Here is a 15,269-nt window from a genome sequence, read left to right as displayed (position 1 = left end):
TCACCCCATATTTTATAATTATTCATATTTCTGTCGGACACATAATTAAATATGTTCAAGTATTTTTCAGTCAATTATCACCAAGGGTAAATATGCGAAATAACTCCCTGCCGCTGTAACGCTTCCAATATCTGCATGTCTTTGAGCGACCTGCACCTGCCTCCATGTCCTAAATAATACACCCGCCACGGAGTGGAACCATATTGACGGGCTATCCGAACATACACCTTTCTCCTTCTGGAGAACCAGACTTTCCATAAACTTTCCATTTCTTCTTTTACTTTTAAATAAGTAAACTAAAAACCCTTTTTAAGACATTGCCCACATCGAAGCAATGTTCATTCTCTTTATTTTGTCACTGTGTGTGTACCTTTGCAAGCATATATCCCAATGGATAAATTCAGAACCAAAGTAAATAGAAGGCATGCAAAATGAGCTTGTTGTTTGAATTGCGTGTCACAATTTACTACTTACATTTATCTATTACTTCTTAGGTAACGGAAGTCCATTACCGGACTTTACACATAGGGGAAAAGAAGCGAAAAAGGCAGCGGCCTTTGCGAGAAGCACTGTATAAAAGGGTTATGAAGGAGATTTTGTCGGATGACAAACAATAAGGGTTCGGAACATGAAGTCAGTGGTATTCGTGTTCTCATAGTGTTATTTTATTTTCTTAAGTCAGAGAAATAAAATAATGTATAATAAGTTTGGGATATGAGATTCTTTTTATATATCTTTGCGTCGTATTTATTTCCGTTACCCAAGAAGTAATAGACATGATAACACACTAATAGCCAGCACTCTGATTATATTCTATTCTAATTATTGCAGTTTTCAACGTAAAAACAATTCAACCGATTTGCTTCTGTTCTCTTTTCTAGTTCAAAACCTTTCAGGTAGATTTGAGTCGTCTTAATAGATTTGTGTCCCAATGATTCACTGATCATTTCAATAGGTATACCCTGGTATTTGGCATTCGTTGCCCAAGAATGGCGGATGGTATATGAGGTGACAGCCGACTTTAAGTGAAGTTCCCTTGAAAGACTTTTCAGCTGATTATTGAACCGACGAAGCGCCGACTGGTATTCTTTATACATGCTTTCACCTTTTGGGCTTTTATTCCCTCTCAGAATACTGAATAAATAATTCGTTCCATCTTCCCGAACAGGGTCATTATTGCGAAGTTTACTGATCGTGGGCAGAGATGACTCCAGCACCTCAAGACTTACAGAAGTGCCTGTCTTGATACGGTTATATCTCAATACCCCTTGTGCCAATGCCGACTTTTCCAAATGCGCAAAATCCGCAAAAGGCATTCCGCAGAACTGGAACATCAGTCGGGCAATCTCCTGAGTACGCCGCAAGTGCTTAGACTGGGGTGTTTTATAAAGAAGTGTATGCAGTTCCTTTACGGGCATTGCCTTTTTCTGCCGGACATCCACACCGGTATATACATCACGAAACAATCGGGGGATAAAACGGGCGATACCAGCTTCCACACCACGATTGTAAATACAGCGCAGCATTCGCATATAGGTAGAGATCGTATTGAGTTTCAGTTTGCAATCGTACAGGTATTGTCCGTAACGTCGCAAAGACTCGCGAGTGATCTGCTCGAATGCAATATACGTACTGCCATGAAATCTCGTAAATGAAAGAACCGCATTCTTATACACATGTGCCGTAGAATAGCGCCCTTCTTCCTGCAAACTCCGGATATACGCTTTGGCACATCCGGTAAATCCAATTTTAGCTCTTTTCTGTTTCATAATCTTGTTATTTTTATTTGGTTACTTAGGGAATATAACACAATCAGCCACTTGTTTTGTCGTTAAGGCACCTAAAAAGCTCTTAAACGATTATCAATCTGACAAATCTCATTATAATAGATGTATCAACCGGCTCCTCTCTCTATGTATTGTTTATCCAATTACTGCTGTCACCCATCACAAAAACATAAATAACACACTCATAGTCAAGGCTTAACGCTGTGACGGCAACAGGTGACGGCACGGTGATGACAACTATTGCCGTCACACGCACATCGACTACACTGAACTCGCTACTATTGACTTTTGACATCATACACTCTAGTATAACTAGTTTCCATACGCTGGAACCAATGTTTTCAAGCGTCCGAAACTTTGGTTTCAAGGCTTTGAAACTTTAGTTTCAAGCCGATGAAACTTTAGTTCCAAGCTGAAGAAACAAAAGTTTCAAACGGGAGAAACTAAAAAGCTCTATATAGAACTACAAACAGACCATAAGGAACCATTGAAAACAAGGCAGTGTGACAGCAAAATTTGCCGTCACACTGCCGTCACCTACTGCCGTCACCTCATTAATCACTCATATTCAAGATATTATACCCAACAAAGTGACAGATGACAGCAATTTATAGTTTTTATTTTTATAGAGAGACTAGCTGACACGTAAGTATATCATAAGAATGTTAATCCAATTGTTGTGAATGGCAGAGTTTTTTCTTTTTCAAACTTTGTATAAAGGCTAAATTCTATTCGCTCATCATTGCAAAGAAATGATTAAATGGCTACTTATTTCCCGGAAACAACCCGTATGTTTTCCGTTTCTGTTCCATCAGCTGCCTGGTTCTTTCTCTATGCGATGATTTTCTATTAGTCTTTCTTCCCAGATAAAAAGGGAATCCGAATCCGACACTTACATTCAGATCACGGGCGAATGTAGAACTTTTATAGACTCCTCTCTCCACCTTTTCTCCCGTATAAAGGTCTGTTACATATTTACGATAAGTAAATCTCCCCAATGGCTGTATATAATTGACATTCAACAGTAAAAAACAATTTCGACTGAGCTTATAGTTGGCGGTAATACCTGCCGAAAGAATAAAAGCATCGATACTCTCACTACCATAGTTACTTTCATCATCCCCTCTATACTCTATCTTATATAATTCATTTCCTCCTTTTTTCTTTAGTTCCGCACAAACACGCTGATAGGAAATGCTATTCACACCAATCCCCAAACGAGGATAAAAAGCCCAATGGGAATTTTCAAAGCGATAAGCAACACCAAAATCCAGACAGGGATTAACGTCCGGTTTTTGCGTTCCCGGTATGAGATTATTCACATAGTAATCCGCTTCGACTGCATGGACTAATTCAGTATAACAATCCCGCCTATATTTCACGGGAATCCCCAAACGGATATTCGTATACCATCCCCATTTACGCGAAAAGAAATGTTGCAAACGAAGGTTGATAGCAGGAAACACAGATTTCCGGTCCGACATTGCAGTGTACATATTTCCCTTCCCCCGATAAGCCAGGTCAAAACAGGTTCCCACATCCAAGTCTAACTGTAGCAACTTATTCTTGGTAGATGGATCTTTAAGAAACAGGCTTTCCTGCGCCTGCGATACAGGCACAACACATGCAGTAAACAATAGCATGGCTAATAAATGTACTTTCTTCATAGACAGCAGATTTAATAGAAAGTAACCGGATCGCTCAGCCGTTCAACCGTTTCACCGCTTTCCATTGTCAGCACTACACGAAAACGGAACTCTCCGCCTGATTGGGGAATGGTCAATAACGCCTTATATATCTTGTTTACTTCATCTATCATGGATATAACCCCTCCATTAACAGTATAATCTGTCTGCTGATCTTTAACAAACGTCTTTGGATAGTCATAAAAGCAGGAAGTGACTTCTGCTCCTGCGGGAAATTCTTCATTAAAAGCTGTTTCCGTAAATATCTGAATCTTTTTGATGCCATCCGATAATACATGGCGAAGATAATGATCGGTGTCATAAGATTCCGGATCTTTTTCCCCCGCATCTGTCAGCAAACGAATCTCCATCATATAAGCTTCTTTGAGAACTTTGTTATCAAGAGCCTCCTTAGGTTTCTCACCTGCATTATCCCAATGATATAACTCCACTTCTTTCAAAATGCAGGAGATGTCTATCGGTTCAGCCAAATCCTGTTCATCGCAAGTCATGGCTGTCACCACCAGAAACAGTAATGATAGTAGTAGCTGAGTCAAGTGCTTTTTCATACGCATTATTCTATTAGTTTTCACAAAGTTAACCTTTTTCTAATAGAAAAATGCGCCAAAAAGCCTTTTACTGCTTGTTGGCGCATTTTTTTCTTGAATTTATATCGGTTAGTCCAGCGTAAACTTCTGAGAGCCGATCAGATTACCGCCCTCGAAGATATCCAAACGATAGTTTCCGGCATACAAAAACTCTTCTACATCCCAGAATACATTCACGTTTTGTTCCTCACCGTTGTATTCGATATACTTTTTGATGGAGTAAGTCAGTGTACGGTTTTCGTAAGAGAAAGTGTTGGATGCACTCTTGGTCAGTGCGTCATTATCCGGTTTGGTGATACGTATATAGATGGTACGTTCGCCATTCTCTGCCGTAATATTCTTCACGACTGTAAAGCTGATAGCCAGCTTCACGATGTCTTTCACTTTCTTTGCAACCTTCCCCCGTTTATTGCGCGGTTCGATACGGATATTGGTCACATCGAGCTGGGCAGCCAGTGTCACCTTCTTATCCAGATTCTCCTTTTCTTTGGAAAGTGTACTGATTTGCTGTGAAGCAGTGTTGTATTTCTGAGTAACGTCTGCAATCACCTGTTGCTGGCGCTTATTGATTCTGTCCAGTGAGTCTATCTGATTGACGTAGCCTACCAATATCTTACGCAAAGTGGCAAGCTCCTTTTTCAAACGACGGATTTCCGTTGCATTCGAGCTTTTCACGGTACGGAGTTCTTCGAGCAATCGTTGAGTTTTCAATTGTTCCTGCTCCAGCAACAGTGCGAGAGAGTCATTAGTTACCGTAAACTTTAACTCATCATACTTTTGCACAAACTGGCTATACTCATTCTCCAAATCTTCCTTATCCAACTGAAATTCCTGTACCAGCTCGCGATTGGCTTTCTTTTCAGTAAACAACAAATAAGTGATGCCGATAATCGCTATCACCAAAACAGCTACAGCTGCAATAAGAAGGCTTTTTTTGTTCATAGTTCCAATTGTTAATCGATAACGGGCACAAAAGTAATCATTTCGTAACAGAGTAACATAGTCTTGGGCATTTTCTTTAACGAAAATTATTACGGAAAAATTTCTTTAATTAGGATTATCGTTGTAATTTTGTCGCGCTAAAAAGCATGAAATAAATTATCAACTTTTTAAATATATAGTATTATGTCAAAAGTAACCGTAGTAGGCGCAGGTAACGTAGGTGCTACATGTGCAAATGTACTTGCTTTCAATGAAGTAGCAGACGAAGTAGTAATGCTGGACGTTAAAGAAGGCGTTTCAGAAGGTAAAGCAATGGATATGATGCAGACAGCTCAACTGTTGGGTTTCGACACAACTGTAGTAGGCTGCACTAACGACTATGCTCAGACTGCTAACTCTGACGTTGTTGTAATTACTTCAGGTATTCCTCGTAAACCGGGTATGACTCGCGAAGAACTGATCGGTGTAAACGCTGGTATCGTTAAATCAGTGGCAGAAAACATCTTGAAATATTCTCCCAATGCAATCCTTGTTGTTATCTCTAACCCGATGGATACAATGACTTACCTGTCATTGAAAGCTCTGGGCTTGCCGAAGAACCGCATCATCGGTATGGGTGGCGCACTGGACAGCTCTCGTTTCAAATATTTCTTGTCTCAGGCTTTGGGCTGCAACGCCAACGAAGTAGAAGGTATGGTTATCGGTGGTCACGGTGATACTACTATGATTCCTTTGACTCGCTTCGCTACTTACAAAGGTATGCCTGTAACTAACTTCATCTCTGAAGAAAAACTGAACGAAGTGGCTGCTGCTACTATGGTAGGTGGTGCTACTCTGACTAAGTTACTGGGCACTTCTGCATGGTATGCACCGGGTGCAGCAGGAGCATTCGTAGTTGAATCTATCCTTCACGACCAAAAGAAGATGATCCCTTGTTCAGTATATCTGGAAGGAGAATACGGTGAATCAGACATTTGCATCGGTGTTCCTGTAATCCTTGGCAAGAACGGTATCGAAAAGATCGTCGAACTGGATCTGAACGCTGACGAAAAAGCTAAGTTCGCTGCCAGCGCAAAAGCTGTTCACGGAACAAACGCTGCTTTGAAAGAAGTAGGTGCTCTGTAATTAGCAATCCCCTTACATTTATATAAGCTAAGAAAGGCTGTCCTCCGCTATGAGGGACAGCCTTCTTTCTTTTCTATCCAATAGCTGTCATTCACTCTTTACATTCTGAGAAACCCACATTCCAATGTCCTGTTTACTCAAAGCAGCCGCCATAAGGTCCGGAAACTTATCCGGAGTACAGGCAAATGTCGGCACTCCTATGGAAGCGAGAAACTCAGCATGCCCCTTGTCATAGGACGGAGCACCGTCATCGTTCAACGCCGGAAGGACAATCAACTGCACACCGCTATTGACCAACGAGACAAATTTCTTTCTCATTTCTCTGGAGTCTCCTCCTTCGTAAAGGTCAGTCACCAACACCATCACCGTGTCCTGCGGACGGGTAATGACTCCCTGACAATAAGTCAGCGCACGGGCTATATCGGTTCCTCCCCCGAGCTGTACCCCGAAAAGCAGATCCACGGGATCTTGCAAATCATCCGTCAGATCAACGACTGCCGTATCAAAAACCACCATACGGGTAGATACCGCCGGAATGGATGCCAACACAGAACCGAATATGCCGGAATAAATGACCGACGTCCCCATAGAACCGCTTTGATCCAGACACAGGATAATATCTTTCATCGCTTTCCGTTTACGCCCGTAGCCAATACGGATTTCGGGAATAATCGTCTTATAGTCCGGTTGGTAGTTTTTCAGGTTCTTGGTAATGGTCGTTTTCCAATCTATCTCATTGTAACGCGGGTTCCTGCGACGGCTGGAACGGTTCAAAGCACCGGTTACCGCCTGTTGCGTAGGAGCCGACAGTTTGCGAAGCAACTCCTCAACCACCTTGCGGACTACCTGACGTGCCATCTCCTTATTCTTTTCGGGAATCACCCGGCTTAACGACATCAGGGTGGCAACCAGATGAACATCGGGGACGACCGTTTCCAGCATTTCTTTTTCGGTAAGCAGACTGGTCAGATTCAGACGTTTTATGGCATCCCGCTGAATCACTTGTACCACCGTCTGCGGAAAGAACTCACGGATATCTCCAAGCCATCGGCTTACTTTGGGAGCCGAGGAACCCAGCCCTCCTCTTCTGTCACTATCATATACAGCTTCCAGAGAATGATCTATCCGCTGTTCTTCCAGATTCAATGTCACGCCTGTACCGTCAGCCTCATCGCCGCCCAGTATCAGACGCCACCTTTTCAGTAATTCTTCTTCCATCTTCTTTCCTTTACTTTGTTTCCAGTCCCAATAATTGACGAATCACGGGGATTACCTTCTTTGCTTCTTCCCGATTCAGACACTCATTCTCCGTTACCGAAGCTCCTACGGCAGATGATGTGCCCGTAGAATCCGTACGACGGGCTTTCTCACCCAGCTTACGACGTTCGGCAGAGGTAAATTCGCTGAAAGTACGCCTCAATACAGGCAACAGTTCCATAAATGTTTCTTTGTCCTGCGAACATACCCAGTTATTCACCAAATTCCAGAGACGGTCGTCCAGCAACAGGATCGAACCGGATGAACGCAAAAAGCCTTCGAACCAGTATGCCATATCTGCCGGAGCATTGCCAACGGAAGAATAAAAACTGAGTGTCGTCTCCATCTCCTCTGCGGAGATTTCCCCTTTGTCATTCAGCAGACGGGTAGCATAACCGGACAACAACGGATGCACATTGGCAGAAGAACGTACCTGACCGATGAAATTGCGCCACATCAGGTTCAGTTCTTCCCGATTCAGAATGGAGAGCGCATAGTCCGTGGCAACCAATTTATTCAAAAGATCACCCGCAGCCTCTTCATCGATATTGATACACACCAATACACCACCCGCAAGAATACGGGCAATCATGGCTTCGAGCATATCACCGACCTTCGAGAAATCAAGGTTACGCACGTTTCCGTAACGGACAATATTCACCAGATCGGGGACCGCTTCCATCATTTCCAGAATATCGGTGGAAGCAGCCGAAAGACGGTCCAACTGTACGGTCATCGCTTCCACCAGCGCCGGAAGATCGGCAGGGAGGACCGTACTCAACAAAGCTGTCAGTTCCGGGATATGCTGAATCTCCGCCATCTGTTTCAACAGATATTTCTGCGTAGCTTCCATCACCGTGTTTCCCCAGATAGCCCGTTCAATGATTTGGATGATCTGTTCCGGTTTGTGATACAAGGTCCATTTTTCCTTGAAAGTACCTTTCCCGTCTATCCGTCCGAGGATAGTCCAGTCAATGCCCAGCAGTTGCAGGCGATGGAAGAAGATACTTCGCTCCAGATCGTTCGGCTTGCGGAGGTCTAATATCAGTTCTTTGATCTCGGCGGTGAACGGAACACGCAGACGTTTTTGTATTTTCTCCACGTCTACCAGCAGAGGCACTTTGGGAACGTCATCAGGTACACTTCCCAAGCGGTTGCTGATGATCAGTTCTTCTTTGATAATCTGCAACAATATATCATCTCCGAAACCCATCACCGTAGTGACGGCTTCGTTATATTCATTCAGAGAAGGATAAGGCAGATCTCTCAAAGCAGCCGTCACCTGTGCCAGACGGACGGTTTCAATAACATGGGCTACCGAGATATCCATATTCTTCTGCCGCAACAGAGAGGCGATCCGGCTCACCCAAAGCGTGCCATCATCCTCCGGATGATGCCAGAGATAATGATACCAGCCCGGAGATTCGATTCCCGCACCGTACCCGCTGCGGAAAGCAAGCCGGTCATACGTCCACGGAATCCATGTACATTCTACCTTGACTTTGGGAAGTCCCTTCAGTAGTTCATTATCGTCCTTTACTTTGGGCATATCGTCCAGAGCGGGTACATGCCATGCACCACAGACGACGACAATGCGTTCGAAATTCTCCTTCTGTGCCGCACGTATCATTTTACGCATCCACGCTTCACGTATCAGGTCACGCGGAGAGGTGTGCCCCGGAAGTTCTTCCCGAAGAGCAGTCACAGCCTCTTGTACCGCCTGAAAGATATCGGCAGGTTCTTGCCGGTGTTCAATCATAGTTTCCCACCAGGATTCACCATCGGTAAATCCTGCGGCATGAGCCAGCCAGTCGAACGGGTCGCCGGCTTCTGCGACTTCAGCGGTCGTTTCCGTCTCCTGTTCAGAGGTCTTTTGTGTCCGAAGAGCCAGCGAATAGATCAGAGGCAAGTCGAAAAAGCGGAAAGGTATCCGGTTCTGTACGGCATAACGTATCGCCTGCCACTCGGGCGAGAACTCCGCAAAAGGGTAGAACACTGCATTCTGAGGCTCGTCCGGCTGGTATGCCAGCAAAGCTACCGGAGGCGTCATCTGCGGATTTTCCACACAGGGCAGCAGCGCTTCAGCTTCTGCCGGACCTTCTACCAGAATCAGATCCGGTTGCAGTTCCTGCAAGTAGTTCAGCACATTGCGGCACGAGCCGGGACCGTGATGCCTGATGCCTAGTAAATGAATAGCCATTTCTTCCTTTCTTTTTAAATCATATCCCTTGAAGCACGGTAAATATCTTTCCAGCCATCCCGATTCTTCACGACCGTTTCCATATATTCCTGCCAAACGACTTTATCCTGTACGGGGTCTTTGACCACTGCCCCCAAAATACCGGATACGAGATCTTCGGCATGAATTTCTCCGTCACCGAAATAACCTGCCATCGCCAGTCCATTGTTTACCACCGAAATAGCCTCTGCCGTGCTAAGCGTTCCGCTCGGAGTCTTCAGTTTCGTCTTACCGTCAGCAGTAGCACCCTGACGAAGTTCACGGAAGATAGTAACGACACGGCGAATCTCCTCCAGAGCAGGCTTCTCAGCCGGGAGCTGCATTACTTTCTCAAAGCTCTCTACCCGTCGGCGCACAATATCTATTTCTTCATCAATAGAATCCGGCAAGGGAAGAATGACCGTATTGAAACGGCGCTTCAAGGCGCTTGACAGATCATTGACTCCCTTATCCCGATTATTAGCAGTAGCGATGATATTGAAACCGCGGATTGCCTGTACTTCTGTATTCAGCTCCGGGATGGGCAATGTCTTTTCAGAAAGAATGGTGATCAGTGTATCCTGCACATCGGAACCGATGCGTGTCAGCTCCTCAATACGGCCTATCTTACCTTCCTGCATAGCTTTCATTACCGGAGTTTGCACCAATGCCCCCACACTCGGACCTTCCGCCAGCAAACGGGCATAGTTCCACCCATAACGGATCGCTTCTTCACCGGTGCCGGCCGTCCCCTGCACTATCAAAGTGGAATCACCGGAAATAGCAGCGGCAATATGCTCGCTCACCCAGCTTTTTGCAGTTCCGGGCAGTCCGTAAAGTAGTAGCGCACGGTCGGTGACAAGGGTTGCCACAGCTATTTCCATCAGACGACGGTTACCTATATATTTAGGAGAAACTTCAAATCCGTTTTTCAATTTACCGCCCATCAGGTAGGTAACCACTGACTGCGGAGACATCTCCCAATTCTCCGGAACGGGATTTGTTTCATTCTGTTTCAACTCGTGAAGTTCTTCTGCAAATTGCTGTTCAGCATGTTGTCTTAATAAAGTGCTCATATCTTTTTTCTGTTTTTATTAATCATTATTTAATAAGGTATCTATTCTCTGCTTCAAATCCATGTATTCCATCATCAACCGGCAAAAACGAGTGGAGGTATTATTATCCTGTGCGGCCATTGCAAGCGCTGTCTGTTCGATGGGTTTTCTCATCTCGGACGGGAAGTATAATGCCAGTTGTTCGGCTGTCTCCTTAGGAAGATAGTAATTATTCCGAAGCATCCGCTGGAATACACGAGTGGAGAATTTCATTCCCCATCCGATGCCGTCTTCGTTGAACCAGCTATCCGGAATATAGCCGCCTCTCTCCGACTGAAAAGCTATTTCCTCCCGTTGGGAGGAAGGCAATAACCCCATCAACGCGTCCGCCATTTTTTCATCCGCATTCTCCTTCAAGGTATGATATGCCCAACCGGAGTCGCTGAAATTCAGGATCGGTTTTGACAGGTCGAACAGTTTCTGAAAAGGAGGGTTCTTCGCCAGTTTGCCGGCAGCCTTCTCCGGCGGACAGTCATAAAACTCACTCCAGAAACTTAATGGAACACGTTCCGCCAACTGGCGTAACAAGAAACGATCATCCTTCTCGTTTTTATTGGAACTCACCTCTTCAAGTCCCAGTTTCTTCATTTCAGGGGTAAATTCAATCTTATCATACGACCATCCCAAAAGGAAATTGAAATGTAATTTCCCCCGCAATAATTCTTCGTATATTTTCACCAGTTCGGAGTCCGGCAGGCTACACAATAATCGCCGGGCCGTTTCTTTGACATTACTGCTCCGGTCGGTCGCCACGATCTCTTGCAGGAATGCTTCGTCTGATTTACTCAACCCCCACCGCAAACACTGAATCAGTTCATCCCGATGGGCAGCCGACTCATTCTTCAGTTCGGTCTGCAATAAGGCAAGCCCCTGCTTCGGACTATTTTTCCGCAGATTGGACAACATTCGTTTCCGTTCTTCGTGAGAGGCGGTTTCCCAAGTTTCGTTGCCGGATTCTCCCCATACAGGAAATCCCATTTGCGGAAGAAGCCAACGTCCTCTTTGCCCTGTCAGCAGAGACAGCCAGTGCTGTTCCTCATACCTGTAGGGATTATTCCGGTCAAAAGCTCTTCGCAATAAAGTTTGCAGATAGGCAGGAGGGATCAATTTTCCTTTATCGGCAGCTTTCCGGTAAGCATACAGCAAAAGATACTGATTTTTATTGAGATACAGGGAAGTAAGCAACTCTCCCACTTCACGGAGGAAGTAAGATTTGTCTTCTTCCGGAGCTTCTGTCACATTGACAACTCCTGCAATGGATTGCGCTTCCACTCCGGCACGTGCAAAGGCAAAGCCCAAAGCGGACTGCTGATAGAAGAGAGCTTCCGCATCCTCTGCTTTCGCCTGAATGTCGCGGAGAGTTTCTTGCAACTCTTCCGGAAAATCAGTCGTTATCAGTTCACGGGTGGCAGTGCCAAGCAATGCCACATTGATGATATGATCAGTTAAGTTCATCTTTCCAAAAATAAAATTCAGATTGATACCAGATTGTTTTCAATTCACAGGAAACGGCGTCTGCCAGCAAAAAAGCCGAGAAGGGTTTTCCGCCTGTTATAGCCAGTATATCAACACGTGCAGTCTCTTCAATATGCACCGGAACAGCCACGCCTCCGGCATCCTGTAGATAGTGCGTATTTCCGCTTGTTACCAGTCTGACATTGTCCACCAAGAGAGGAACTTCCTCCGCAAACGGATGAGTCTGTATAACTGCTCTGTAAGATTGCATGGCAACCGGTATATCGGCACACAATGAAGGCAGGAAGGTATTATCCAGCCATTTCATGTTTTTGGGCAAGGCACGCAAGGCACCAACACCCTGATAAAAATACAACTCTCCTTCATAGACACCGCCGGGAACCAGATTAAATTCCGGCAACGCTCCGGGAGCCAGAAAGTTTAAATAGAGGGCCATACGGTGACTGGACTTCCCGTACAACCAGAAAGTTTCTGTCCGCAGCTCATTTATTTTTCGGCTTCTGGTATGCAAAACGATCCATTGGTCTGTCACCGGTACGCCGGACATCACTTCTTCCTTCGCCTGCGGATATCCAACCTGAATACGGATTTCCGTTTGCCACTCAGCAGAAAGAGAATCCAGATTCTTATAACTTTCTGTCAGAAGATACAGTTTACTCAATTTGTCGGTAAGCTCATATTTCCAACTGTCTGTATAGTAATTGATTTCCTGTAGCGATCGTAACCTGCCCGCCAATCCGCCGGCCTGTGCATCAATCATCCTGCGGGATATGGGTTCAAATAGTGTATGTGCTCTTTCCGGGATATTCAGCAGCCCGTTGCGGAGCAAGTCTTTCATCCAGATCTGAAGATCATCAATTCCGGCCAATACCTTCTGATGACGCACGGCCTGCCTCTTGGCCTGTGCCGCTTCATCCACCGGAGTTTCCGATTTCTCTTTCTGCTCTTTCTTCTCCGCCTTCTCTTCACGTTTGGAGAGCCATGCCGTTACCCAGTCCGGTTCCTCCGCTTCCTTGAAAAGATCAGCATGGGAAGCATACATAAATAAAAGCCCCAACCCATGTTTACACGGAAACTTACGGCTGGGACAAGAACATTTGAATGCAATATTCTTTGTATCAACTACTGTTTGATAAGGCGTTTTTCCACTTCCTTGGCAGTGTCCCCAGATGGCGCGGTCACTATGCTCCAGAAGTACCCACTTAGTCCGGTTCGCCAGCCCTTTTCCTGCTTTGACAGACGCAGCGTCCGGAGCGAGTTGAGCGATTTGTTCTTCTGTCAGATTTAATAACATTATAGTATGTTTATCATGTTTCAAAATGCAAGTATAGCATATTTTCCAAAGAGAAGCATTTAAAAAAAGCTAATTCATTTTGCGTTTTCACAGAAAGCACATACATTTGCATCGTTGTTTATGCAATTATTGTTTAAGTCAACAAGTATAAAAAAATGAACTATCTCAATAAACAATTTATATGATAACGGGGTTATTTAAAAAAGAAGTATCACCTTATTAATATGTAAGATGCGATGAAAAAACTATTTCTTCTGACAATTCTGTTGAGCCTGACTTTTATAGTAAAAGCGCAAAGCTTCCTAAGCCTAGATAGTTGCCGCGCATTAGCTCTTGCCAACAACAAAGATCTGTTGATAAGCAATGAAAAAATAAATGCCGCTCATTATCAGCACAAAGCTGCATTTACCAACTACCTGCCCAGTTTCTCGGCTACGGGAACTTACATGAGAAATCAAAAAGAATTTTCATTATTGAACAATGACCAGAAAGCGGCGCTTTCGGGATTGGGGACCAATTTGGCCGGTCCGATACAACAGACGGCTACAGAGATTGCTACCGCACACCCGGAGTTGAGACCGCTTATCGCTTCTTTAAGTGAAAAGTTAGGAGCTGCCTTACCCGCCCTCGACCAGGCAGGAAACTCACTGGTGGATGCGCTCCGCACAGATACAAGAAATGTATATGCAGGTGCCATCACGCTGACACAGCCATTATACATGGGCGGCAAAATCCGTGCATATAATAAAATCACAAAGTATGCCGAAGAATTAGCGCAACAGCAACATCAAGGAGGCATGCAGGAGGTTATCATGAGCACTGACCAGGCTTACTGGCAAGTCATATCCTTAGTGAACAAGAAGAAACTGGCCGAAGGCTATCTCAAACTTTTGCAGCAGCTGGACAGCGATGTGGAAAAGATGATTGCCGAAGGAGTTGCCACAAAAGCCGACGGTTTGTCCGTGCGTGTGAAAGTCAACGAAGCGGAAATGACACTGACTAAAGTGGAAGACGGATTAAGCCTGGCCCGAATGTTGTTGTGTCAACTATGTGGCATTGATCTCAGCTCTCCTATCACGTTGGCAGACGAAAATATGGAGGACATTCCACTGCTCACACCGGAGACCCACTTCGACATGTCCACCGCTTACGCCAACCGTCCGGAGATACGCAGCCTTGAACTGGCTACTCAGATTTATAAACAGAAAATAAATGTTACCCGCGCCGAACATCTTCCGTCCATTGCGTTGATGGGAAATTATATGGTGACCAATCCTTCCGTATTCAACAGCTTTGAGAATAAATTCAAAGGAATGTGGAATGTGGGCGTTATGGTACAGATACCTATCTGGCATTGGGGGGAAGGCATTTACAAGACCAAAGCCGCCAAGGCAGAAGCACGAATCGCACAATATCAGCTTCAGGATGCGAGAGAAAAGATCGAATTGCAAGTTAACCAATCCGCTTTTAAAGTAAAGGAAGCCAGCAAAAAACTGGTAATGGCAACCAAGAATATGGAAAAGGCTGACGAAAATCTCCGTTATGCCACCTTAGGCTTCAAAGAAGGGGTCATTGCCACCAGCAATGTCCTGGAAGCACAAACGGCATGGCTGTCCGCCCAATCGGAAAAGATTGACGCACAAATCGACGTGAAGCTGACGGAGATTTATCTGAAGAAGTCTTTGGGAACGCTGAAATAATGGACAATGGACAATTGACAATTAAAGACTGAGGTATTCAATCAATTTATTATTCGTAATTT

General features: G+C 44.8%; 12 protein-coding genes. 2 read left to right on the top strand and 10 right to left on the bottom strand.

Translation table 11 applies throughout. From position 1 onward, the window contains the following. Window positions 1-77 precede the first annotated feature (77 nt). The 5 genes from BT_RS19765 to BT_RS19745 form a co-directional block, all read right to left on the bottom strand. A complete protein-coding gene (locus BT_RS19765) occupies window positions 78-269 on the bottom strand; it encodes a hypothetical protein (protein ID WP_008764174.1) in 192 nt (63 codons plus the stop codon). Between the two features lie 549 nt (window positions 270-818). Continuing rightward, window positions 819-1,769, bottom strand: a complete 951-nt coding sequence (locus BT_RS19760; RefSeq protein ID WP_010536539.1) for a tyrosine-type DNA invertase cluster 3b — start codon at window positions 1,767-1,769, stop codon at window positions 819-821. A 782-nt stretch (window positions 1,770-2,551) separates the two neighbouring features. Then, window positions 2,552-3,454 carry a hypothetical protein gene (locus BT_RS19755; RefSeq protein WP_011109018.1) on the bottom strand — a complete coding sequence of 301 codons (903 nt, stop codon included), beginning with the start codon at window positions 3,452-3,454 and terminating at the stop codon, window positions 2,552-2,554. Between the two features lie 11 nt (window positions 3,455-3,465). Then, entirely contained in the window at window positions 3,466-4,041 is a 576-nt protein-coding gene (locus BT_RS19750; protein ID WP_225011807.1) for a DUF5034 domain-containing protein, read from the bottom strand. 108 nt (window positions 4,042-4,149) lie between these two features. Next, entirely contained in the window at window positions 4,150-5,022 is an 873-nt protein-coding gene (locus BT_RS19745) for a hypothetical protein (protein ID WP_008764168.1), read from the bottom strand. Between the two features lie 183 nt (window positions 5,023-5,205). Here BT_RS19745 and mdh point away from each other — a divergent pair, with 183 nt between their 5' ends. Then, window positions 5,206-6,147 carry a malate dehydrogenase gene (mdh, locus tag BT_RS19740; RefSeq protein ID WP_008760830.1) on the top strand — a complete coding sequence of 314 codons (942 nt, stop codon included), beginning with the start codon at window positions 5,206-5,208 and terminating at the stop codon, window positions 6,145-6,147. 87 nt (window positions 6,148-6,234) lie between these two features. On the opposite strand, the gene BT_RS19735 is transcribed toward mdh, so the two are convergent. Genes BT_RS19735 through BT_RS19715 form a run of 5 tightly spaced genes read right to left on the bottom strand, consistent with a single transcriptional unit; the run spans window position 6,235 to window position 13,507 of the window. Further along, the gene (locus BT_RS19735; protein WP_010536536.1) at window positions 6,235-7,365 is read right to left on the bottom strand and encodes a vWA domain-containing protein; all 1,131 of its coding nucleotides are present in this window, start codon (window positions 7,363-7,365) and stop codon (window positions 6,235-6,237) included. 10 nt (window positions 7,366-7,375) lie between these two features. Further along, complete coding sequence (locus BT_RS19730) at window positions 7,376-9,604, bottom strand: DUF5682 family protein (protein WP_011109016.1); 2,229 nt, start codon at window positions 9,602-9,604, stop codon at window positions 7,376-7,378. A 14-nt stretch (window positions 9,605-9,618) separates the two neighbouring features. Then, the gene (locus BT_RS19725) at window positions 9,619-10,698 is read right to left on the bottom strand and encodes an ATP-binding protein (RefSeq protein WP_008760828.1); all 1,080 of its coding nucleotides are present in this window, start codon (window positions 10,696-10,698) and stop codon (window positions 9,619-9,621) included. A gap of 18 nt (window positions 10,699-10,716) precedes the next feature. Beyond that, window positions 10,717-12,192 carry a DUF5691 domain-containing protein gene (locus BT_RS19720; protein WP_011109015.1) on the bottom strand — a complete coding sequence of 492 codons (1,476 nt, stop codon included), beginning with the start codon at window positions 12,190-12,192 and terminating at the stop codon, window positions 10,717-10,719. Further along, window positions 12,179-13,507, bottom strand: coding sequence for an SWIM zinc finger family protein (locus BT_RS19715; protein ID WP_011109014.1), 1,329 nt, complete (start codon window positions 13,505-13,507; stop codon window positions 12,179-12,181). The genes BT_RS19720 and BT_RS19715 overlap by 14 nt, the downstream gene beginning before the upstream one ends. Before the next feature lie 236 nt (window positions 13,508-13,743). Here BT_RS19715 and BT_RS19710 point away from each other — a divergent pair, with 236 nt between their 5' ends. Beyond that, window positions 13,744-15,207, top strand: coding sequence for a TolC family protein (locus BT_RS19710; RefSeq protein WP_008764161.1), 1,464 nt, complete (start codon window positions 13,744-13,746; stop codon window positions 15,205-15,207). Window positions 15,208-15,269 lie beyond the last annotated feature (62 nt).

The sequence above is a fragment of the Bacteroides thetaiotaomicron VPI-5482 genome, assembly GCF_000011065.1.
Classification (GTDB): domain Bacteria; phylum Bacteroidota; class Bacteroidia; order Bacteroidales; family Bacteroidaceae; genus Bacteroides; species Bacteroides thetaiotaomicron.
This window is presented reverse-complemented; position numbering and strand designations above follow the sequence as displayed.